Annotated in this window: 21 protein-coding genes; 17 read left to right on the top strand and 4 right to left on the bottom strand. The window is 72.4% G+C overall.

Features of this window, described 5'->3' with window-relative positions:
- The first annotated feature begins 110 nt into the window (after positions 1-110).
- From ACIRD8_RS34765 to ACIRD8_RS34695, 15 genes are all read left to right on the top strand, one after another.
- Positions 111-401, top strand: coding sequence for a hypothetical protein (locus ACIRD8_RS34765; RefSeq protein ID WP_404000794.1), 291 nt, complete (start codon positions 111-113; stop codon positions 399-401).
- Between the two features lie 324 nt (positions 402-725).
- On the top strand, positions 726-1,247 hold the full coding sequence (locus tag ACIRD8_RS34760; RefSeq protein ID WP_404000792.1) for a DUF2617 family protein: 522 nt from the start codon (positions 726-728) through the stop codon (positions 1,245-1,247).
- A gap of 119 nt (positions 1,248-1,366) precedes the next feature.
- The gene (locus ACIRD8_RS34755) at positions 1,367-2,968 is read left to right on the top strand and encodes a polyamine aminopropyltransferase (protein ID WP_404000790.1); all 1,602 of its coding nucleotides are present in this window, start codon (positions 1,367-1,369) and stop codon (positions 2,966-2,968) included.
- Between the two features lie 90 nt (positions 2,969-3,058).
- Positions 3,059-3,961, top strand: coding sequence for an SRPBCC domain-containing protein (locus tag ACIRD8_RS34750; protein WP_404000788.1), 903 nt, complete (start codon positions 3,059-3,061; stop codon positions 3,959-3,961).
- 30 nt (positions 3,962-3,991) lie between these two features.
- Positions 3,992-4,786: an aldose 1-epimerase gene (locus ACIRD8_RS34745; protein WP_404000786.1), complete on the top strand. Its 795-nt coding sequence runs from the start codon at positions 3,992-3,994 to the stop codon at positions 4,784-4,786.
- Between the two features lie 30 nt (positions 4,787-4,816).
- Complete coding sequence (gene pyrE, locus ACIRD8_RS34740; RefSeq protein WP_404000783.1) at positions 4,817-5,356, top strand: orotate phosphoribosyltransferase; 540 nt, start codon at positions 4,817-4,819, stop codon at positions 5,354-5,356.
- A gap of 178 nt (positions 5,357-5,534) precedes the next feature.
- Positions 5,535-6,566, top strand: a complete 1,032-nt coding sequence (gene fbaA, locus ACIRD8_RS34735; RefSeq protein ID WP_383185943.1) for a class II fructose-bisphosphate aldolase — start codon at positions 5,535-5,537, stop codon at positions 6,564-6,566.
- A 279-nt stretch (positions 6,567-6,845) separates the two neighbouring features.
- Complete coding sequence (locus ACIRD8_RS34730; RefSeq protein ID WP_404000780.1) at positions 6,846-8,342, top strand: DHA2 family efflux MFS transporter permease subunit; 1,497 nt, start codon at positions 6,846-6,848, stop codon at positions 8,340-8,342.
- 3 nt (positions 8,343-8,345) lie between these two features.
- Positions 8,346-8,759, top strand: coding sequence for a DUF3151 domain-containing protein (locus ACIRD8_RS34725; RefSeq protein ID WP_404000777.1), 414 nt, complete (start codon positions 8,346-8,348; stop codon positions 8,757-8,759).
- A 156-nt stretch (positions 8,760-8,915) separates the two neighbouring features.
- On the top strand, positions 8,916-9,764 hold the full coding sequence (locus tag ACIRD8_RS34720; RefSeq protein WP_404000774.1) for a tryptophan 2,3-dioxygenase family protein: 849 nt from the start codon (positions 8,916-8,918) through the stop codon (positions 9,762-9,764).
- Positions 9,757-10,953 (top strand): kynureninase, encoded by a 1,197-nt coding sequence (gene kynU, locus ACIRD8_RS34715; protein ID WP_404000772.1) that lies wholly within the window; start codon positions 9,757-9,759, stop codon positions 10,951-10,953. Before ACIRD8_RS34720 ends, kynU begins: the two co-directional genes overlap by 8 nt.
- Positions 10,954-11,069: 116 nt before the next feature.
- Entirely contained in the window at positions 11,070-11,945 is an 876-nt protein-coding gene (locus ACIRD8_RS34710) for an alpha/beta hydrolase (protein ID WP_404000769.1), read from the top strand.
- A gap of 73 nt (positions 11,946-12,018) precedes the next feature.
- Positions 12,019-13,332, top strand: a complete 1,314-nt coding sequence (locus tag ACIRD8_RS34705) for a sensor histidine kinase (protein ID WP_404000766.1) — start codon at positions 12,019-12,021, stop codon at positions 13,330-13,332.
- Positions 13,329-13,997 (top strand): response regulator, encoded by a 669-nt coding sequence (locus ACIRD8_RS34700; RefSeq protein ID WP_404000763.1) that lies wholly within the window; start codon positions 13,329-13,331, stop codon positions 13,995-13,997. Before ACIRD8_RS34705 ends, ACIRD8_RS34700 begins: the two co-directional genes overlap by 4 nt.
- A 9-nt stretch (positions 13,998-14,006) precedes the next feature.
- Complete coding sequence (locus ACIRD8_RS34695; protein ID WP_404000760.1) at positions 14,007-15,212, top strand: cytochrome P450; 1,206 nt, start codon at positions 14,007-14,009, stop codon at positions 15,210-15,212.
- Here the strand turns inward: ACIRD8_RS34695 and ACIRD8_RS34690 are convergent.
- Genes ACIRD8_RS34690 through ACIRD8_RS34680 form a run of 3 tightly spaced genes read right to left on the bottom strand, consistent with a single transcriptional unit; the run spans position 15,195 to position 18,219 of the window.
- Entirely contained in the window at positions 15,195-15,581 is a 387-nt protein-coding gene (locus tag ACIRD8_RS34690; RefSeq protein WP_404000757.1) for a hypothetical protein, read from the bottom strand. The two genes, ACIRD8_RS34695 and ACIRD8_RS34690, sit on opposite strands and share 18 nt — an antisense overlap.
- A gap of 35 nt (positions 15,582-15,616) precedes the next feature.
- Entirely contained in the window at positions 15,617-17,269 is a 1,653-nt protein-coding gene (locus ACIRD8_RS34685) for an ABC transporter permease (RefSeq protein WP_404000754.1), read from the bottom strand.
- Complete coding sequence (locus ACIRD8_RS34680; protein ID WP_404000751.1) at positions 17,266-18,219, bottom strand: ABC transporter ATP-binding protein; 954 nt, start codon at positions 18,217-18,219, stop codon at positions 17,266-17,268. Before ACIRD8_RS34680 ends, ACIRD8_RS34685 begins: the two co-directional genes overlap by 4 nt.
- Positions 18,220-18,311: 92 nt before the next feature.
- Here ACIRD8_RS34680 and ACIRD8_RS34675 point away from each other — a divergent pair, with 92 nt between their 5' ends.
- Positions 18,312-18,824, top strand: coding sequence for a GbsR/MarR family transcriptional regulator (locus ACIRD8_RS34675; protein ID WP_404000829.1), 513 nt, complete (start codon positions 18,312-18,314; stop codon positions 18,822-18,824).
- Positions 18,825-18,842: 18 nt separating this feature from the next.
- Here ACIRD8_RS34675 and ACIRD8_RS34670 read toward each other — a convergent pair whose 3' ends face one another.
- Positions 18,843-19,679 (bottom strand): diacylglycerol kinase, encoded by an 837-nt coding sequence (locus ACIRD8_RS34670; protein WP_404000748.1) that lies wholly within the window; start codon positions 19,677-19,679, stop codon positions 18,843-18,845.
- A 186-nt stretch (positions 19,680-19,865) separates the two neighbouring features.
- Between ACIRD8_RS34670 and ACIRD8_RS34665 the strand changes: the two genes are divergently transcribed.
- Positions 19,866-21,149 carry an adenylosuccinate synthase gene (locus ACIRD8_RS34665; RefSeq protein ID WP_404000745.1) on the top strand — a complete coding sequence of 428 codons (1,284 nt, stop codon included), beginning with the start codon at positions 19,866-19,868 and terminating at the stop codon, positions 21,147-21,149.
- Positions 21,150-21,185: the final 36 nt, after the last annotated feature.

Genomic DNA, 21,185 nt, shown 5'->3' with positions numbered 1-21,185 from the left:
CGAAGCTCTGGAGTTGCTCAAGTTTGCTTTGGCCCCGGAGGCGCGCGGGAATCCAACGGTCAGTCGAGAAGCGGGGACCTCGCTTCGGGGGACAGAAGGATGTGAGGTCGATGGAGTTGTTCGTCTTCATCGTGTTCCTGGTGGTCGTGGTGGTGGGGATCGGTGCCCTCGCCACGGGATCGGGCAGCCGTAAGCGGCCGTCGGGCCGGGCCGGGCGCCGTGGCAGTCAGAGCGGCGGGGGAAGCGGCTCGGACGGGGTCAGCTGGTGGGCCGGCGACAGCGGTGGTCACTCCGGCGGACATTCCTGCGGGGGCGGCGGGCACTCCTGCGGGGGTGGCAGCAGCTGCGGTGGTGGTGGTGGTGGCGGCGGCGGTGGCGGAGGCTGCGGCGGAAGCAGCTGAGACGGGCCCGGCCGTCCCGTGCGGGGGGCGGGACGGGTGGGCCGGAGGTGCCCGGTGGGGGTGAACTCCCTCCGGGCACCTTTTGGTTGGGAGTACCGGGAACAGATGAACCGTCCTGCCCCCTGAGGGATGGAAACCACGGCAAGTTGGGTAAAACCGCTGTGAGCGCGACGTACTTCGTGATTGCATCGTTGTAGCGAACATTCAGCCCCCGGAACCCAGTTGGGCGGAGCCCAGTTGGGCCGGATCGGGCTCCCCTCCCCCACGTGCACGGCACGGGGGCGCCTCCTGTCCGTATCCCTGTGCGTTTTGCGGAGCCGATCCATGCTCACGACCCTCCAGACCAGCTATTCCGATACCCGAGCCGCCGATCTGGCATGGACGCTGGGCCGGGAGCCGCTGCCCGCGCTCGCCGTACTCGACCTCGAACTCGCGGGCGCAAAGGTGCAGTTGAGGCTTCTCGGCGCTTCTCACCAGGTGCTGCTGGAGGAGGAGCGCCGTACGTGCTCCGAGACCGTCGCCTGTCTGCCGGGCAGCAGCACACCGCTGCCGCTGGGCGTCGCCGAGAGCGTGGGTGACTGGGACTACGAATTCGCGGCGCGCGTCGAGACGCTCTCCGAGGGCTCGTTCGCGGGGCGCGCGCAGGAGCTCCTCGCGCTGGTCGCCGACCATCCGCACGGGCTGGCGGGGACGTTTCCCGGCAGCCCCTACGCCTTCACCGCGATGCTCGCGCAGCGGACGGAGGGCCAGGTGCGCTGGCGGACCTGGCACGCGTATCCGCAGGAGGGTCAGCTGGTGGTGACCCGGACCCGGGTGGGGGCGCGGGTGCCGGCGGCGGTGTCCTGAGGGGAGCGCGTGGGCCCGCCCGGGGCGGAATCCCTTGGGACCGGCGTACGTCCGGCGCACGTCACTTACACCCGTGTGGGTGACAAGCGGCGACCTTTCCGTCACGTAGCGTTCGTTTCATGATCGACCAGCAGATGCCGCTGCGAGGGGGCGCGGCGCGGATTCCCGTACGGCCGAGGACCGGCCGGTTCCTCGTGCTGGCCTCGGTCTTCATCTGTGCCGCGTGCGGTCTGGTGTACGAGCTGGAACTGGTCGCGCTGGCCTCGTACCTGATCGGCGACTCGGTCACGCAGGCCTCGGTCGTGCTCTCCGTGATGGTCTTCGCGATGGGCATCGGCTCGCTGCTCGCGAAACGTTTACGCAGCCGCGCCGCAGTGGGATTCGGGCTGATCGAGGCCGCGCTCGCCCTCGTCGGCGGCACCTCGGCGCTCGTCCTGTACGCCTCCTTCGCCTGGCTCGGGGAATCGCGCTACGCGCTGGTCGGCTTCTCGCTCACGATCGGGATCCTGATCGGCGCGGAGATCCCGCTGCTGATGACGCTCATCCAGCGGGTCGACCGACAGGACGCGGGCGGGGCGGTCGCGGACCTCTTCGCCGCCGACTACGTGGGCGCACTGGTCGGCGGGCTGGCCTTCCCGTTCCTGCTGCTGCCGATGATGGGCCAGCTGACCGGGGCGCTGTTCACCGGCGCGGTCAACGCGGTGGCGGGCGGCGCGCTGGTGCTCTGGGTGTTCCGCCGCGATCTGGGCCCGCGGTCGCGCCGGCTTCTGATCCTGGTCAACTGCGTGGTGATCGCCCTGCTGGCCACGGCCTCCGTCCTGGTCGACGACTTCGAGAGGGCGGCGCGGCACGCGGTGTACGGGGACGAGGTGCGGGTCGCGGTGCAGACCGATGTGCAGGAGGTCGTCCTCACCGGCGGGGAGCGCGGCGGGCTCGACCTCTATCTGGACGGCCGGCTCCGGGTCAGCTCCCGGGACGAGCACCGCTACCACGAGGCGCTGGTGCACCCCGCGATGAAGGGCCCCCACCGGCGGGTGCTGATCCTGGGCGGCGGCGACGGGCTGGCCGCCCGTGAGGTCCTGCGCTATCCGGATGTCACGTCCGTCGTGGTCGTCGAGCTCGATCCGGCCGTCACCCGGTTGGCCCGTACGGACCCGGCGCTCTCCCGGCTGAACGGGCACGCGTACGACGATCCCCGGCTGACGGCGGTCGCCGGGGACGCCTTCATGTGGCTGCGGACCACGCACGAGCGGTACGACGTGGTGATCTCGGACCTCCCCGACCCCGGCATCACGGCGAGCACGAAGCTCTACGCGGCCGAGTTCTACGGTCTGGTCGCCGGGGCGCTGGAGCCGGACGGCCGACTGGTGGTGCACGCGGGGCCGCCGAGCAGCAGACCCACGACGTTCTGGACGGTGGAGGCGTCGGTGCGGGCGGGAGGCCTCGCGACCCGGCCGTACCGCATCGACGGACGTCTCACCGGGTTCGCGGCGGGCCCGGACCGCGCCGCGGCGGGCGGGGCCGAGGCGCCGCGGGACTGGGGGTTCGTGCTGGCCGCCCGGCAGGAGGTGGGCCGGCTCGGCCTGGACCCGGGCGCGCCCGCCCTGCGGTCGCTGGGGGCGCGGGAGCTGTCGGCCGGATGGCGCGCGGCCGAGCGGGTGCGGCAGCCTGGGATGCCGCCGTCGACCCTGGTCCACCCGCGGTACTGGGAGGAACCGTGAGCGCGGCGGGGAGGGGCGGCCGCGGGGTGCACGGGATGCGCGGGGTGGAAGCGCTGACGGGACGGCCGGGGCTGAGTAGGCTCGGTCGGTATGGAGCATGAGGTGTTCGTTCCGGTTCCGGTTCCGGCCCTGCGGCGGACGCTGGGTGATCCCGCCCGCGTCGCGCGCTGTGTGCCAGGACTCCAGCAGGATGCCGACGCGTCGGCGGGGCCGCTGACGGGCCGGCTGAAATTCCGGGCCGACGGCCACACGATCACGTACCGGGGGGCGCTGACGCTGCGGTCCTCCGACGGCGGTGACTCCTTCTCCGTGACCGGGGAGGGGGTGGAGGCCCGGGGCGCGGGCTCGGCGAAGCTGGAACTGACCGTCGGCCTCACGGAGACGGACGGCGGGACCACCATCGGATTCACCGGCACGGCGAGCGGTGACGGCCGCATCGTGGACCTGGACGCGGCCGCGGCGCTCGCGGCGGCGCAGCGGTTGCTGGACCGCTTCACGCAGCAGCTGGTGACGGAGTCCCTGGCCGCTCGGGACGGGGACGGGGACGGGGACGCGGGGGCGGATGCGGCCGATGCGTCGGAGGTGACCGAGGCGCCGGCTTCCGGTGCGCCGTCCGGTGCGCCGTCCGGTGAGCCGTCCAGTGCGCCTTCTGCCGAAGAGTCCGCCGAGCCGCCGTCCGCCGAGTCCTCGTCCGTGGAGAAGGAGTCCGTGTTCGACGCGCCCGTGCCGCCGCCGTCGCTCGACCCGTCCGCGGAGCTGGAGTTCACCGTGCCGGACGAGCCGCCCGCCGAGGCCGCGCACGCCCGCCGCACCATGATCGGCCGCAGTACGGAGGAGGTCGACCACGCCCCGCCGCGCGGCCGGTACGCCCCCGTGCCGTCACCCGAGGCGGGTGCCGCGGGCATCACGCTGCGCTGGGCGGCGCCGGCAGCCGCCCTGGCGATCGCCTCGGCCGTGGTGGTGAGCAGGGCGCTGCGGCGCAGGAGGCCGTAGGGAGCCGGTCCGCGCCAGTAGTGTCGAGGCGTGAGCAGAGCTGTGAAGAACGTCCGGCTGACCGCCGGCGACGTCGAACTGACCGTAGACCCCGTCCATGGCTGCCGGATCAGCAGCCTGCGGATCGGGGGCACCGAACTGCTGCGCCAGGGCGAGCGGTACGGCTGCTTCCCGATGGTGCCGTGGTGCGGCCGCACCGAGAACGGCCTGTTCCGCAACGGCGGCGAGCCGCACCAGCTGCCGCTGAACTCCCCGCCGCACGCCATCCACGGCACCGGCCGTGACACCTCCTGGACGCCCGCCCGGCAGGGTGACTCGGAGGCGGCCTTCTTCTACGACCTGGCCGACCCATGGCCGTACGAGGGACGGGTGACGCAGTCCTTCGAGCTGACCGAGGAGTCGCTCACGCTGAGCCTCGGCGTCGAGACGTACGGGGACTCGTTCCCGGCGCAGGCCGGGTGGCACCCCTGGTTCCTCCGGAACCTCGGTGGCCAGGACGCGCGGATCGCCTTCGACGCGGCCTGGCAGGAGGAGCGGGGCGACAACCACCTGCCGACCGGCCGCCGGATCGACCCCCTGCCCGGCCCGTGGGACGACTGCTTCGGGATGCCCGACGGTGTCGACGTGAAGCTCACCTGGCCCGAGCAGCTGGAGCTGACGGTCACGAGCCGGGACGAGTGGGTCGTCGTCTACGACGAGCAGGCGGAGGCGGTCTGCGTGGAGCCGCAGTCCGGGCCGCCGAACGGACTCAACACGACCCCCCGGCTGGTCACCCCGATCGAGCCCCTGGAGATCACCTCGACCTGGAGCTGGGCGCGGCTCTGACCGTGCGCGGCAGCCTTTACCCTCATTGACATGACTGACGTACGCGCTGAGCTGCTCCAGCAGATCAAGGACAAGGCCGTGGTGCACGGCAAGGTGACCCTCTCCTCGGGTCTGGAAGCCGACTGGTACATCGACCTGCGCCGGATCACGCTGGACGGCAAGGCCGCTCCGCTGGTCGGGCAGGTGATGCTGGACGCCACCGCCGAGCTGGACTACGACTGCGTCGGCGGTCTGACGCTGGGCGCCGACCCGGTGGCCACGTCGATGCTGCACGCCTCGGCGGCGCGTGGGAAGAGCCTGGACGCCTTCGTCGTCCGCAAGGCCCAGAAGGCCCACGGGATGCAGCGCCGCATCGAGGGCACGGACGTCAGGGGCCGTCGCTGCCTCGTCGTCGAGGACACCTCGACGACCGGCGGCTCGCCGCTGACCGCGGTCGAGGCGGTGCGCGAGGCCGGCGGGGAGGTCGTGGCCGTCGCCGTGATCGTGGAGCGCGGCGCCGCTCCGGCGATCGCCGAGGCCGGTCTGCCGTACGTCCACGTCTACTCCGTGGAGGACCTCGACCTGGCCTGAACCTAGGCTGACCTGGGGCTTCATCGAGGCGCTGCCTGTTTCACGTGAAACCGGCAGCGCCTTCTCGATGGGCAGCGTGGAGCCGGAGCGAGAGTCTGGGAAGATAAGGGCGACGATGACGTCGCCCCCAGGTCAGGGACCAAGCACTGCACACCCGCACATCCCAAGGAGCGGACAGATGCCCATCGCAACCCCCGAGGTCTACGCCGAGATGCTCGACCGGGCGAAGGCAGGCAAGTTCGCCTACCCGGCCATCAATGTGACGTCGACCCAGACCCTGCACGCTGCGCTGCGCGGCTTCGCGGAGGCGGAGAGCGACGGCATCGTCCAGATCTCCACCGGTGGTGCCGAATTCCTGGGCGGCCAGTACAACAAGGACATGGTGACGGGCGCCGTAGCCCTCGCCGAGTTCGCGCACATCGTCGCCGCCAAGTACGACATCACGGTCGCGCTGCACACCGACCACTGCCCCAAGGACAAGCTGGACGGTTACGTACGTCCGCTGCTCGACGTCTCCGCGGAGCGCGTCGCCAAGGGTCTGAACCCGCTGTTCCAGTCGCACATGTGGGACGGCTCGGCCGAGACCCTCGCCGACAACCTGGCCATCGGCGAGGAGCTGCTGGCCAAGGCCGCCGCCGCCAAGATCATCCTTGAGGTCGAGATCACCCCGACCGGTGGCGAGGAGGACGGCGTCACGCACGAGATCAACGACGAGCTGTACACGACCGTCGACGACGCGCTGCGTACGGCCGAGGCGCTGGGCCTGGGCGAGAAGGGGCGCTACCTGCTGGCCGCGTCCTTCGGCAACGTCCACGGCGTCTACAAGCCGGGCAACGTCGTCCTGCGCCCGGAGCTCCTCAAGGACCTCCAGCAGGGTGTCGCCGCCAAGTACGGCCAGCCGGCCGGCAGCCAGCCGTTCGACTTCGTCTTCCACGGTGGGTCGGGCTCCACGGCCGAGGAGATCGCTACCGCGCTGGAGAACGGCGTCGTGAAGATGAACCTCGACACCGACACGCAGTACGCCTTCACCCGCCCGATCGTGGACCACATGTTCCGCAACTACGACGGCGTGCTGAAGGTCGACGGCGAGGTCGGCAACAAGAAGGTCTACGACCCGCGTAGCTGGGGGAAGTCCGCTGAGGCGGGGATGGCTGTGCGGGTGACTGAGGCCTGTGCGAATCTGCGGTCCTCGGGTACGAAGCTGAAGTAATCGCGGTACGTCGCGGGTGGGTCCGGTCTCCTTCGGGGGGCCGGGCCCTTCGTGGTTCTGGGGGCGGTTCGGGTGGGGCCGTGGGGGTGGGGGCCGCTGCGCGGGGGCTTGTCCCCTACCCGCCCCTTCCCGAAACCGGGGCTCCGCCCCGGACCCCGCTCCTCAAACGCCGGAGGGGCTGGGGGGCGGAGGGGCTGGAGGGCGGGGCGGAGGGGTTGGAGGGTGGCCGGGGGCGGGTTCCGGATGGCCTGCTCGTGGTCCAGCGGTGATGCTGCTCCTATGACTGACGTCGACGGGGGCGAGGACGGGATCCGGGTGGCCTCGCCCGTGGGGCGGTGGGTCGTCCTGACCACCGTGCTCGGGTCCAGCATGGCTCTGCTCGACTCCACGGTCATCAATGTGGCCCTGCCCCGCATCGGCGAGGACCTCGGTACCGATCTGGCCGCCCTGCAGTGGACCGTCAACGCCTACATGCTCACCCTGGCGGGGCTGATCCTGCTCGGAGGTGCGCTGGGGGACCGGTTCGGGCGGCGGCGGGTGTTCGTCGTGGGGGTGGTCTGGTTCGCCGTGGCCTCGCTGCTGTGCGGGATCGCGCCGAACGCGGGGGTGCTGGTCGTCGCGCGGGCGTTGCAGGGGGTCGGGGGCGCGCTGCTCACCCCCGGTTCGCTGGCGATCATCCAGGCGAGCTTCCACCCCGACGACCGGGCCCGTGCCGTGGGGCTCTGGTCCGGGCTCGGCGGGGTCGGGGCGGCGGTCGGGCCGTTCCTCGGCGGGTGGCTGGTGGACGGGCCCGGCTGGCGGTGGGTGTTCCTGCTCAATCTGCCGATCGCCGCGGTCTGTGTGCCCGTGGCCCTGCGCCACGTACCGGAGTCCCGGGACCCGGACGCCCACGGCCGGTTCGACGTCCTCGGTGCCGCCCTCGCCGCGCTGGCGCTCGCCCTGGTCACGTACGCGCTGATCGAGGTGCCGGAGCAGGGCGCGTCCGTCATGGTGATCGGTGCGGCGCTCGGCGGTGTGGTCCTGGGGGCGGCGTTCGTACGGGTGGAGCGGCGCCGGGAGGATCCCATGGTGCCGCCGTCGATCTTCGCGTCGCGGCAGTTCACGGCCGTCAACATCGTGACGTTCTGTGTGTACGCGGCCCTGGGCGGGTTCTTCTTCCTGTCCGCGATCCAGCTCCAGGTGGTCGCCGGATTCTCGGCGCTCGGCGCGGGCACCGCGCTCCTGCCCACGACGGTGCTGATGCTGCTCTTCTCCGCGTCGGCGGGTGACCTCGGGCGGCGTATCGGGCCGCGGCTCCCGCTCACCGTCGGCCCGCTGCTGGCGGCCACCGGGATGCTCCTGATGCTGCGGGTCGGCCCCGGCGCCTCGTACGTATGGGACGTCCTGCCCGCGGTGCTGGTGCTGGGCCTCGGCATGGTCACCCTCGTGGCGCCGCTCACCGCGTCGGTCCTGGCCGCCGTGGACACCGGCCGGGCCGGGCTGGCCAGCGGCATCAACAACGCGGCCGCGCGGGCCGCCGGGCTGCTCGCGGTGGCCGCGCTCCCGCTGCTGGCCGGGATGGGCCCGGAGGCGTACCGCGACGCGGGGGAGTTCGCCTCGACGTTCCGGCGGGCCATGCCGATGTGCGCGGGGCTGCTGGTGGCGGGTGCGGTGATCGCCTGGTGGGTGCTGCGGAAGGCCCCGGAGCCCGGGCACGAGGCGCAGCCCGCGTGCACGATGCACTGCGGCGTCACCGCCCCGCCCTTGGAGCCGGAAGCTCCGCCCAGGCACACTTGAACCATGTCCATCCACGAGAACCTGCTCGGGGGCCCCGCCCCGACCCATCTGCCCGACGACCCGGAGCCGCGTGAGCTGCTCGCCGCCGGCACGGCGCCCGCCGATGTCGCCGCGAAGTACCCCACGTCGTCGCTGGCCTGGGCGCAGCTCGCCGACGAGGCGTTCGAGGGCGGCCGGGTCGTCGAGTCGTACGCGTACGCACGCACCGGCTACCACCGCGGCCTCGACTCCCTGCGCCGCGCGGGCTGGAAGGGCCACGGCCCCGTCCCGTTCGAGCACGAGCCGAACCGCGGCTTCCTGCGCGCCCTGCACGCCCTCGCGCGGGCCGCGCAGGCGATCGGTGAGCAGGAGGAGTACGAGCGCTGCTCGACGTTCCTGCGCGACTCCTCGCAGACCGCCGCCGACATCCTGGGCTGAGACGACGCCTCCCTCCGGGGCCCCGCGGGCAGCAGCCCGCGGGGCCCCGGCGCGTCCCGCGGAAGGCCGTTAGGATGCCGAGCAGGGGACCGGAGCTCCACCACCTCAGAGGAAGGGGCGGACCGCTACCCGGAAGCTCGTGTCGAGGAGACAGAAATGTCTACGTTCCACCCCGACCCCGAAGCCACCGGTGCGGAGACCCCGCACCTGGACTTCGCGGGAACGACTCCGTACGAGGACTACGTCCAGGCGGACGTCCTGACCCACCTCCAGCACCTGCGCTCGGACGATCCCGGCGAGATGGTCTTCCTGGTCACCACCCAGGTCATGGAGCTGTGGTTCACGGTCATCGTCCATGAGTGGGAGACGGCGGCGCACGCCCTGCGCGAGGACCGCGTACCGGTCGCCCGGGACGCTCTGAAGCGCTCGCTGCGGGAGCTGGAGGCGCTGAACGCCTCCTGGAAGCCGCTGGCCGGCCTGACCCCCGCCCAGTTCAACTCCTACCGCGGCTCCCTCGGCGAGGGGTCCGGCTTCCAGTCGGCGATGTACCGCCGGATGGAATTCCTGCTGGGCGACAAGTCCGCCTCCATGCTCGTGCCGCACCGGGGCGCACCCCGGGTCCACGCCGAGCTGGAGAAGGCGCTCCACGAGCCCGGACTGTACGACGAGACGCTCGCCCTGCTCGCCCGGCGCGGGTACGCCGTGCCGCAGTCGGTGCTGGAGCGGGACCTCTCGCAGAAGTACGAGCCGTCCCCCGCGGTCGAGGCCGCCTGGGCGGAGATCTACGCCGGCCCCGACCAGAACGCCGAGCTCGTACGGCTGGGCGAGGTGCTGACCGACGTCGGCGAGCTGGTGTGGCGCTGGCGCAACGACCATCTGACCGCCACCCGCCGGGCGATGGGTTCGAAGACCGGCACCGGCGGGTCCGCCGGCGTCGCCTGGCTGGAGAAGCGGGCCACCAAGAGCGTGTTCCCCGAGCTGTGGACGGCGCGTAGCCATGTCTGACTTCAAGGAGCGCGCCGAGGCGCTCGACACCGCCGACGAACTGGCCGCCCTGCGTGAGCTGTTCACCCTCGACGACACCGTCTACCTCGACGGCAACTCGCTGGGGGCGCTGCCCCGCCACGTCCCCGCCCGGATGCAGGACGTCATCGCCCGTCAGTGGGGCTCGCTGCGCATCCGCTCCTGGGACGAGAGCGGCTGGTGGACCGCGCCCGAGCGGATCGGCGACCGCATCGCCCCGCTGGTCGGGGCGGCCGCGGGGCAGATCGTGGTGGGCGACTCCACCAGCGTGAACGTCTTCAAGGCGGTCGTCGCCGCGACCCGCCTGGCGGGCGAAGGGCGTGACGAGATCCTGGTCGACGCGTCGACGTTCCCCACCGACGGGTACATCGCCGCGTCGGCGGCCCGGATGACCGGCCACCGTGTCGTCCCGGTGGCGCCGGCCGACGTACCGGCCGCGCTCGGCCCCCGTACGGCCGCTGTCCTGCTGAACCACGTGGACTACCGCTCGGGCAGGCTCCACGACCTGCCCGGTCTCACCGCCGCCGTCCACGGGGCGGGCGCCCTCGCCGTATGGGACCTGTGCCACAGCGCGGGCGCCCTGCCCGTGGGGCTGGACGCGCACGGCGTCGACCTGGCCGTCGGCTGCACGTACAAGTACCTCAACGGCGGGCCCGGTTCGCCGGCCTACCTGTACGTCGCCGAGCGCCACCAGGAGGACTTCGACTCGCCCCTGCCCGGCTGGACCTCGCACGCCGACCCGTTCGCGATGACCTCCGGATACACCCCCGCGGAAGGTTCCGTACGGGGCCGGGTCGGCACCCCGGACATCCTGTCCATGCTGTCCCTGGACGCGTCGCTGGACGTCTGGGACGGGGTCTCGGTGGACGCGGTGCGGGCCAAGTCCCTGGCGCTGACGGACTTCTTCCTGGAGTGCGTCGCCGCGTACGTCCCCGAGGGCCGGGTCACCCCGGTCACCCCGGCCGCGCACGCGGAGCGCGGCAGCCAGGTCTCGCTGCGCTGCGTGGACGCGGAGGAGACGGAGCGGGTGATGGGCGCGCTCGTCGAGCGCGGTGTGGTCGGCGACCTGCGCCGCCCGGACATCCTGCGCTTCGGTTTCACCCCGCTGTACGTCGGTTTCGCCGACGCGGAGCGGGCGGCGCGGATCCTCGCCGAGGTGCTGGCGGTCTGAACTCCCCGCCGCCGTACGGGTCCGCGCTCCGGGCCCGTGCGGCGGCGGTCCGCGGTACTGGTACCGTCCCCGCAGGTCGGTCCAGTTGGGCACGGGCCCAGGACGGTTGGAGCAGCATGTCGGATTCTGCCGCGCGTGAGCGGGACGCCGCCGAGACCGAGTCGGCGTTCGCCCATCCGGTGGTCGCCCCCGACGGGTCCGCGGCCTATGGAAGCCACCCCGACCAGGTGATCGACTTCTTCGCGCCGAGGGACGGCCGTACCGGCGCGCCGCTCGTGGTCCTGCTGCACGGCGGCGCCTGGCGGGCACCGTACGACCGGCAGCACGTGTCGCCGTTCGCGGACTTCCTCGCGCGGCGCGGCTTCGCCGTCGCCAGCGTCGAGTACCGGCGCGGCGGTGAGATCCCGCAACAGGGCACGGCGGGACCGGTGGCGGGCCGCTGGCCCGAGACCTTCGACGACGTGGCCGCCGCGATGGACGCCCTGCCGGCGCTGGTTGCCCGGGAGCTGCCGGGGGCGGATCTGCGCAAGACCGTGGTCACCGGGCACTCGGCCGGCGGACAGCTCGCCCTGTGGGCGGCCGCGCGGCACGTGCTCCCCGAGGGGTCGCCGTGGCGGCTGCCCGCCGCGCCGCCGCTGCGCGGGGTGGTCGCGCTGGCGCCGATCGGGGACTTCGCGAGCGCCGTGGAGCTGAACGTCTGCTCGGGTGCGCTGCACCAACTTCTCGGCGGGGCGGACGACTTCGAGGCGCGGAGCGCGCACGTCGATCCGGCCGTGCTGCTGCCGACCGGGATCGCGACGGCCGTCGTCCAGGGGGTGGACGACATCACCGTGCCGCAAGCCGTGACGGAGGCGTTCGTGGACGCCGCGGCGAAGGCCGGGGAGATGGTGGGGCTGACCCTGCTGGACGGAGTGGGGCACTTCCCGCTGATCGACCCCTCGGCGGACGCCTGCGCCGTGGTGGCCGAGGAGCTCGCCCAGCTGGCCTGGTAGTACTTGCGACGGACGGCGAAGGATCCGTATCACTGCTGACGACGGGGCCTGGGGCCGCGCCTACCGTGTAAGCGTGACCGAGACGAAGACACGAAGCCCGGAGCACCGGGTGGCCGCCGGGGCGATAGAAGGCCTGCGGCAGGACCTGTTCCAGAACGTGCTCGACTACCGCCCGCTGAGCCCGCTGGGCACGGACGGGCCGGTGATCCGGCGCCTGCCGAGGAGTTTCCGGAAGGGCGTCATCTGGTTCCCCCACGCGGTGGTGGGCATGGTCGCGCTGATCTCGCTGATGGAGGGCGTCTTCTCGGCGAACACCTACTCGCCGTTCGGGATAGCCACCGTCATCACCGCCTTCCTGCCGGCCGTGGCGCTGATGATGACGCTGGTCCGCCCCGTCCTCGCGTTCTGGGTGTCGATCGCGCTCGCCCCCCTGGTGGCGGTGACGAGCGGCGACTGGCCGTGGGGGCCGAGCGCCTTCGCCTGCCACCTCGGCGTGCTGGTCGTGGTCGCGGCGAGGACCCGGCCGCGTACCGCCGCCTGGATGTGGCTGATCACGCTGTTCGTCGGGGGCCTCCTGGGGAACTTCGCCGCGCCCTACTCCTCCAGCAACGAGCCCATGGCCATCGCCTCCGCGCTGGCCCTGCTCCTCGTCGCCCTGGTGCAGGTGCGCCGCGACGCCCAGCGGGAGGTGACCGTGCAGCGCACCGTCACCGCCGTGGAGCGCGACCGGCGCACCCTCCTGGAGGAGCGCACCACGATCGCCCGTGAGCTGCACGACGTCGTCGCCCACCACATGTCGGTCGTCGCCATCCAGGCCGAGGCCGCCCCGTACCGGGTGGAGAATCCGCCGCCCGAGCTGGAGCAGGCGTTCGTCACCATCCGGGAGAACGCCGTCGCCGCGCTCACCGAGCTGCGCCGCGTCCTCGGCGTCGTACGGGCGGAGGACTACGAGGCGCCGGACGCCCCGCAGCCCACCCTCGCCGAGATCGACCGGCTGCTGGACAACGTCCGGGAGACGGGCCTGGAGACGGAGAAGACGGTCACCGGGGCGGTGCGGGAACTTCCACAGGGCGTCGAGCTGTCGGCGTACCGGATCGTCCAGGAGGCGCTGAGCAACACGCTCCGGCACGCGCCGGGCGCCGCCGCCAAGGTGGAGATCGGCTATGTGCTCGGCGGGCTCGGGCTGCGTGTCGTCAACGGGCCCGCGCGGGGGCTGGTCAAGCCGTCGCCCGGCGCCGGGCACGGGATCACGGGGATGCGGGAGCGGGTCGCGATGCTGAACGGGGAGATGACCGCGGGGGAGACCGGGGACGGCGGGTACGAGGTCGCCGTGTACCTGCCCGTGCCGGCCCAGCGCGAGAGCACGGAGGACGGTGAGGGCGCGTGACCGAGTCGCCCATCCGGGTCCTGATCGTCGACGACCAGATGATGGTCCGCGAGGGATTCTCCGTCCTGCTCAACGCGATGCCGGGCATCGAGGTCGTCGGCGAGGCCGTCGACGGCCGGCAGGCCGTCTCGCAGGTCGCCGCGCTGCGGCCCGACGTGGTCCTGATGGACATTCGCATGCCCGAGCTCAACGGCATCGAGGCGACCCGGGAGATCGTCGCCGCCGACGCGGACGCCAAGGTGCTCGTCCTGACCACGTTCGACCTCGACGAGTACGTGTACCAGGCCCTGCGGGCCGGCGCCTCCGGCTTCCTGCTGAAGGACGCCTCGGCGCGGCAGCTCGCCGAGGGCGTACGGGTGGTGGCGTCCGGCGAGGCGCTGCTCGCGCCGACGGTGACCCGGCGGCTGATCACCGAGTTCTCCAAGATCGCCGAGGCGCCGCGGCCGCCCGCGATGGCCAGGATCGGTGACCTCACCGAGCGGGAGACGGAGGTGCTCGTGCTGATCGCCCAGGGTCTTTCGAACCTGGAGATCGCCTCGCACCTGGTGGTCGCCGAGTCGACCATCAAGACCCACGTCAGCCGCATCCTGGTGAAGCTGGGGCTGCGGGACCGCACCCAGGCGGCCGTGTTCGCGTACGAGGCGAGGCTCGTCACGCCCGGATAGCGTCGGCTCATGCACGTGTCCTTCGACCCCTGGTCCCCGGCGTTCGTCGCCGACCCCTACCCCGCCTACACCGCGCTGCGCGCCACCGGCCGGGCGCACTGGTTCGAGCCGACCCGGCAGTGGCTCGTCCCGCACTACTCCGATGTGTCCGGGCTGCTGCGCGACCGGCGGCTGGGCCGGACCTACCTCCACCGGTTCAGCCACGACGAGTTCGGCGTCAGCGCGCCGCCCGCCGCTCACGAACCGTTCCACACGCTCAACGGGCACGGGATCCTCGACCTGGAGGCCCCCGACCACACCCGGATCCGGCGGCTGGTCGCCAAGGCGTTCACACCCCGGCGGGTCGAGGCGCTCGCCCCGACCGTGGAGCGGCTGGCCGCCGGGCTGGTCGACGACTTCGTCGAGGCGGGCGGCGGCGATCTGCTGACGGCGGTCGCCGAGCCGCTGCCGGTGGCCGTCATCGCCGAGATGCTCGGAGTCCCGGAGGCCGACCGGGCGCTGCTGCGTCCGTGGTCGGCGGCGATCTGCGGGATGTTCGAACTGAACCCGCCGGAGGAGACCGCCCGGGCCGCCGTCCAGGCGTCCGTCGAGTTCTCCGGCTATCTGCGCGAACTGATCGCCGCACGGCGCGCGGACCCGGGGACGGATCTGATCTCCGGGCTCATCGCCGCCCACGACGACGAGGACCGGCTGACGGAGCAGGAGATCATCTCCACCTGTGTGCTGCTCCTCAACGCGGGGCACGAGGCCACCGTCAACGCCACCGCCAACAGCTGGTGGATGCTCTTCCGGCACCCCGAGCAGTTGGCCGCCCTCCGGGCCGACCACAGCCTGCTGCCGACCGCGGTGGAGGAACTGCTGCGCTACGACACCCCGGTGCCCATGTTCGCGCGGTGGGTCCTGGACGACATCGAGATCGACGGCACCGTCATCCCGCGTGGTGCGCAGGTCGCTCTGCTCTTCGCGTCGGCCAACCGCGACCCGGAGCGCTTCGCGGACGCGGAGACGCTGGACCTGTCCCGGCAGGACAACCCGCACATCTCCTTCGGCGCGGGTATCCACTACTGCCTGGGCGCCCCGCTGGCCCGCCTCGAACTCGCGGCCTCGTTCGGTGAGCTGCTGCGCCGGGCACCCGGGATGCGGCTGACGGCGGAGCCGCAGTGGAAGCCGGGTTACGTGATCCGGGGGCTGCGGGAGCTACTGGTCGAGATCTGAGAGGAGCACACCGGACAGCCGTACGCTGTCCGGGTCGTACGGGTTCGACCAGGTGTGCAGGGCCCATGTGGACGCGACGAGCACGCCGGCGGTGCACGCGGCCGCCACGAGGACCCGGGCGCGCAGGGGCCCCCGCCCGCGCAGCAGACGCAGGGTCAGCAGCCAGGTGACCGGGGGGATCAGGGCCCCGGCGAGCAGGACGAGGGGCATCTCCGTCCACAGGACGGAGATGTCCGCGCCCTCCCCCTCGAAGCCGCCGCCCATGTGGATGCCGGTGCGCCGGGACGAGCCCCAGACGAAGAGTGCGGTGGCCGCCCCGAGTGCCGCCGTCGCGCAACCGCCGTACCCCGCCGCGTCACGTTGTTCCATACGCGTCAGGACGTGCGCGCACCGTGGCCGGTTCCCTACGTGGTCCGCAGGTCCCGCCGCCGGAAGCCCTCCAGCCCGAGCAGGATCAGGGCGGCGGCGACCAGCGTGAGGACGGCCAGGGGTGTCCAGCTCATCTCCGCGGACGGCAGCTGGGGGACATGGCCGAAGGGCGATACGTTCCTCGTCCAGCCGGGGAACCGGAGCAGCGGGCCCAGGTAACCGGCCACGAACGCGTACACCGGGACTGCCCATGCGGCCTGGGCCGCCCGGGGCAGCCGGCCGAACAGGACCGCGGCAACCCCGGTGGTGACCCACAGCGCCGGTGCGTAGGCGAGCGCCGCGCCCGTCAGGGAGAGGACCAGCCCGGAGTCGCCGGCCGAGGCCGCCCCCGCGACGCCGATGCCGAGCCCGGCGAGGAGCAGCAGGAACGTGCCGCCCGCCAGCGAGACGGCGAGATGGCTGCCCGCCCACCTGGTACGGGACAGCCCGGTCGCCAGGAGGGGTTCGGCGCGGCCCGCGTTCTCCTCGGCCAGGGGGCGCAAGGCGGCCGTCACGGCGTACACCGAGGCGACGACGGCGAGGACCACCATCACCATGGAGGCGAAGGACTCGGCCGTCGTCGCCCCGCCGGTCCTCCGGAGCGCCTCCTGGATCTGGTCGATGTCCTTCAGCATGTCGTCGGCCCGGCCGAGGATCGATCCGTACATCGCCCCCATCAGGAACACGCCCGCCCCGAAGCCGGCCAGCATCGAGCGGTGCAGCCGCAGGGCGAAGCCGAGCGGCCGGGTCAGCGCGCCGGAGGCCACCGGGCGGCCGGCCCTGGAGGCCCGGAGGCCCGCGCCCACGTCGCGCCGGGTCGACAGGACGAAGCCCGCTCCGGCGCAGAGCACGGCGAGCGCCAGGCAGAGCAGCAGGGGCCACCAGCGGTCGTCCACATAGACGTAGGTGCGCTGGACCCAGCCGATGGGGGAGAGCCAGGAGAGCGCGTCGGCGCCGCCCGCGTCCCCGGCGGCCCGCAGGACGTAGGCGAGGCCGACGACGGCGAGGGCCGTGCCGGACGCGCCCCGGGTGTGCGCGGTGATCTGTGCGGTCACCGCGGCGACGGACGCGAAGACGATGCCCACGGCGGCGTGCGAGGCCCCGTAGAGCAGCGAGCCGCCGGCGCCGAGGCCCATCGCCGCGAGGCCGACGGCCAGGAGCAGGGCGAGGACCAGGTCGGCGAGCACCGCGACCGACAGGGCGGCGGCCAGCTGCGCGTGCCGTCCGACGACGGTGGAGCGGACCAGCTCGGCGCGGTTGGTCTCCTCCTCGTCGCGGGTGTGCCGGGTGACGGTCAGGATGCTCATGAGGGCGACCAGGACGGCCATGAAGCCGAGCATCTGGTGGCCCGTCATCGCCCCGAAGCCGTAGGCGTCGAGGTAGTGGCGGGGCCCGGTCATGGCGAGTCCGGCCGGGCTGTCCATCGTCGCGGCGACGGAGGCGCGGTCCTCCGGACCGGCGTACAGCGTGCGGTAGTTGCCCGCGATGGAGAGGGTTGTGAGGAACAGGGCGAGGACCCATACGGGGAGCCGCACGCGGTCGCGCCGCAGGGCGAACCCGATCAGGGTGCGGGTGCCGGCCAGCGTTCCGGCGGCGGTCAGGGCGCGGGCCGGCGCGGGCGCCCTGGTGGCGGTGGTCGCGGCGCTCACCGCGCGTCCCCGTTGCCGCGGCCGACGGGTGCGCCCCCGTGACCGTCGGCGGCGAGCTCGTCGCCGTAGTGGCGGAGCATCAGCTCCTCCAGGGTCGGCGGATGGCTGATCAGGCTGCGTACGCCGAATCCGGCGAGCTCACGCACGGCGGTGTCGAGGTGGCCGCCGTCCACGGTGAACCGCACCCGGCCCCCGGCACCGTCGGCGGTGACCTCCACGGAGTGCACGCCGGGCAGCCGGTCGAGCCCGGCGGCGGGCCGGTCGGTCTCGGCCTCGACGGTCGTACGCGTCAGATGCCGCAGCTCGCTCAGCGAACCGGACTGCACGGTCCTGCCGAGCCGGATGATGCTGACCCGGTCGGCGAGCCTCTCCACCTGGGCGAGGACGTGGCTGGAGAGCAGCACGGTCCTGCCCGCGGCCTTCGCCTGCAGGATCACGTCCTGGAAGACGACCTCCATGAGGGGGTCGAGCCCGGCGGTCGGCTCGTCCAGGAGGAGCAGCTCCGCGTCGGAGGCCAGCGCGGCGACGATGGCCACCTTCTGGCGGTTGCCCTTCGAGTAGGCGCGGCCCTTCTTCGTCGGGTCGAGGCCGAAGCGCTCGGTCAGCTCGTCGCGGCGCCGCCTGTCGGCCCCGCCGCGCAGCCGCGAGAGCAGGTCGATGGCCTCGCCGCCGGTGAGTCCCGGCCACAGCTCCACGTCGCCCGGCACATAGGCCAGGCGCCGGTGCAGCTCCACGGCGTCGTGCCAGGGGTCCTTCCCGAGCAGCTGCGCCGCGCCCGAGTCGGCCCGGAGCAGTCCCAGCAGGACCCGGATGGTGGTGGACTTCCCGGCGCCGTTGGGCCCGAGGAAGCCATGGACCTCGCCCGCCTCCACGGCGAGGTCGAGCCCGTCCAGTGCGTGTGTCCGTCCGAACGACTTGTGCAGTCCGGACACGGTGATGGCCTTCGTCATGTTTCCGAACGTACGCGGATTTCACAAAGTTGTGAAGTTAAGGAAGCGTATAAAGTTGGGCCGTGATCGGAGCAGGGGAGGCGTCGGAGGCCATGACCAGCGGGACCGGGGAATCCGGGAGTGCGGGGGAGGGCGCGGGCCGCGACGAGGACGCGGTGTCGCGCTTCGTCGAGCGCTTCGCGGCCGAGATGACGGAGGCGGGGATGCAGCGGATGGCCGCGCGCGTCTTCGCGGCACTCCTCGCGGACGACGACGGCTCCATGACCTCGGCGGACCTCGGCCGGCAGCTGCGGATCAGCCCGGCCGCCGTGTCGGGTGCGATCACCTACCTCACCCAGGTCAGCATGGTCGGCCGCGAACGCGACCCCGGCTCACGCCGCGACCGCTACCGCCTCCACGACGAGATCTGGTACGCCACCTTCGCCAACCGGGACCAGGTGCTGACCCGCTGGGAGCGCACGCTGAAGGACGGCGCACGCTCCCTCGGCGAGGACACCCCGGCGGGCGCGCGCCTCGCGGAGACGGCGGAGTTCTTCGCATTCATGCAGGCGGAACTGGTCGGCGTCCTGGACCGGTGGCGCGAGCACCGCGGCGCGTCGGGATGAGGCCCCGGCGGCCGGGCCTCAGGCGCCGGCCGCCGGGAGCACCAGCCCCCAGGCATCCGCGCGTACGGTCCAGGTGCGGGTCCTGACGGGACCCGCGACCTGTATGTCCGCGCGGTAGCGGAAGTCCGGGCCGGAGACCGTGACCGCCTTGGCCTCCGCCGTGTGCGTCCCGCCGGACGCCGTGTGGACGACCACGTCGGCCAGCCCTCCGTCGCCCTGCGCGGTCACCGAGACGCCCTCCACCGGCCGGTCCAGGTCGTTCAGCAGGACCCCGTCCGCCTCGACCCTCAGCCGGTGGGACCTGGAGGGGCCGGAGGGCGAGGGCGGGGCGGGCCGGACCAGCGACGCCACGAGGGTGCGGCAGGTGTCCCACACCGTGTGGGGCGGGCACGGCGAGGGCCAGGCCGCCGGGATGCGCAGCTCCCCGAGGACCACCCCGTCGCTGTCGTCGACGAGCAGGTCCAGCCGGCGCACCGACCCGTCGAGCGCGGTGCGCGCCGCCGCGACCGCGCCCCTGGGCACGCCGAGCGCATGGGCGAGTTCCAGTGTGTGCGCCGCGCCGACCGGGATCAGGGAGAGCGCGCTGTCGGCCAGCTCCCGCTCCCGGTGGAGCTGGGACACCGCCCGCAGCAGGGCGTGGTCGTCACCGACGACGACCGGACGCCTGGAGCCCCGCCGGTGCAGGGCTCTGGCGAACTCGTCGGGGCCGTCCGGAAGGCAGATCTTGGCCTGCGCGCCGGCGCTCAGCACATCCTTCGCGATGCGCACGGACTCGCCGTCGTAGCGGCGGGCAAGGGGGTCGATGAGCACGAGTAGCTGGTGGTCGCCGTCGCCGGGGGGCTCTGCAGCCGACACCTCGGTCCTTCCTCGGGTAGCATCTTGGTGCAAGAGCCCCTTGCGCTATTGCGCCAGGGGCTTCGTCTATTCCGGGGCACCCGGTTCGACGGCTCAGGCTTTGCCGTACATCGTCGTACGGCAGGTACGACCTTTACGTACGCCCCCTGACCTTGGACATGCCCCGCCCGGAAGGGGTGTACGCCTGTGCCCGCACTTGTGCTGCTCGGTGCTCAGTGGGGTGACGAGGGCAAGGGGAAGGCCACCGACCTCCTCGGTGGATCCGTTGACTATGTGGTGCGTTACCAGGGCGGCAACAATGCCGGCCACACGGTCGTCGTAGGCGACCAGAAGTACGCACTGCATCTCCTCCCCTCCGGAATCCTGTCGCCGGGGTGTACTCCGGTCATCGGGAACGGTGTCGTCGTCGACCCGGCGGTCCTGCTCTCCGAGCTGAGCGGTCTGAACGAGCGAGGCGTCGACACGTCCAAGCTCCTGATCAGCGGCAACGCTCATTTGATCACTCCGTACAACGTCACCGTCGACAAGGTGACGGAACGCTTCCTCGGTAAGCGGAAGATCGGCACGACCGGGCGCGGCATCGGCCCGACGTACGCCGACAAGATCAACCGGGTCGGCATCCGCGTCCAGGACCTCTACGACGAGTCGATCCTGGAGCAGAAGGTCGAGGCGGCGCTGGAGCAGAAGAACCAGCTCCTGGCCAAGGTCTTCAACCGGCGCGCGATCGAGTCCGGCAAGATCGTGGAGGAGATGCTCCAGTACGCGGAGCAGATCAAGCCGTACGTCGCCGACACGACGCTGATCCTGAACGACGCCATCGACGAGGGCAAGGTCGTCCTCTTCGAGGGCGGCCAGGGCACCCTGCTGGACGTCGACCACGGCACGTACCCCTTCGTCACCTCGTCGAACCCGACCGCGGGCGGCGCCTGCACCGGATCCGGCGTGGGCCCGACGAAGATCAGCCGGGTCATCGGCATCCTCAAGGCCTACACCACCCGCGTCGGTGCCGGACCCTTCCCGACCGAACTTCTCGACGAGGACGGCGAGGCGCTGCGCCGGATCGGTGGCGAGCGCGGTGTCACCACCGGCCGTGACCGCCGCTGCGGCTGGTTCGACGCCCCGATCGCGCGGTACGCGACCCGGGTCAACGGCCTCACCGACTTCTTCCTCACCAAGCTGGACGTGCTGACCGGCTGGGAGCAGATCCCGGTGTGCGTGGCGTACGAGATCGACGGCAAGCGCGTCGAGGAGGTCCCGTACAGCCAGACCGACTTCCACCACGCGAAGCCGGTCTACGAGATGCTGCCGGGCTGGTCCGAGGACATCACGAAGGCCAAGACCTTCTCCGACCTGCCGAAGAACGCGCAGGCGTACGTGAAGGCGCTGGAGGAGATGTCCGGCGCCCCGATCTCCGCGATCGGTGTCGGCCCCGGCCGCACCGAGACCATCGAGATCAACTCCTTCCTGTAGGAGATACCGACGGAGCGGCCGGACCTTCCCCCGTGG

The organism is Streptomyces sp. NPDC102451 (assembly GCF_044765485.1).
In the GTDB taxonomy this organism is placed as follows: domain Bacteria; phylum Actinomycetota; class Actinomycetes; order Streptomycetales; family Streptomycetaceae; genus Streptomyces.
Note: the sequence above shows the minus strand (reverse complement) of the source record. Positions and strands in the feature narration are given on the sequence as shown.

Coding starts and splice junctions, on each gene's coding strand:
- ACIRD8_RS34730 (WP_404000780.1), top strand. CDS start 6,846: ATGACTGACGTCGACGGGGGCGAGGACGGGATCCGGGTGGCCTCGCCC.
- ACIRD8_RS34695 (WP_404000760.1), top strand. CDS start 14,007: ATGCACGTGTCCTTCGACCCCTGGTCCCCGGCGTTCGTCGCCGACCCC.
- kynU (WP_404000772.1), top strand. CDS start 9,757: ATGTCTGACTTCAAGGAGCGCGCCGAGGCGCTCGACACCGCCGACGAA.
- ACIRD8_RS34720 (WP_404000774.1), top strand. CDS start 8,916: ATGTCTACGTTCCACCCCGACCCCGAAGCCACCGGTGCGGAGACCCCG.
- ACIRD8_RS34760 (WP_404000792.1), top strand. CDS start 726: ATGCTCACGACCCTCCAGACCAGCTATTCCGATACCCGAGCCGCCGAT.
- pyrE (WP_404000783.1), top strand. CDS start 4,817: ATGACTGACGTACGCGCTGAGCTGCTCCAGCAGATCAAGGACAAGGCC.
- ACIRD8_RS34765 (WP_404000794.1), top strand. CDS start 111: ATGGAGTTGTTCGTCTTCATCGTGTTCCTGGTGGTCGTGGTGGTGGGG.
- fbaA (WP_383185943.1), top strand. CDS start 5,535: ATGCCCATCGCAACCCCCGAGGTCTACGCCGAGATGCTCGACCGGGCG.
- ACIRD8_RS34710 (WP_404000769.1), top strand. CDS start 11,070: ATGTCGGATTCTGCCGCGCGTGAGCGGGACGCCGCCGAGACCGAGTCG.
- ACIRD8_RS34750 (WP_404000788.1), top strand. CDS start 3,059: ATGGAGCATGAGGTGTTCGTTCCGGTTCCGGTTCCGGCCCTGCGGCGG.
- ACIRD8_RS34690 (WP_404000757.1), bottom strand. CDS start 15,581: ATGGAACAACGTGACGCGGCGGGGTACGGCGGTTGCGCGACGGCGGCA.
- ACIRD8_RS34680 (WP_404000751.1), bottom strand. CDS start 18,219: ATGACGAAGGCCATCACCGTGTCCGGACTGCACAAGTCGTTCGGACGG.
- ACIRD8_RS34675 (WP_404000829.1), top strand. CDS start 18,312: ATGACCAGCGGGACCGGGGAATCCGGGAGTGCGGGGGAGGGCGCGGGC.
- ACIRD8_RS34755 (WP_404000790.1), top strand. CDS start 1,367: ATGATCGACCAGCAGATGCCGCTGCGAGGGGGCGCGGCGCGGATTCCC.
- ACIRD8_RS34725 (WP_404000777.1), top strand. CDS start 8,346: ATGTCCATCCACGAGAACCTGCTCGGGGGCCCCGCCCCGACCCATCTG.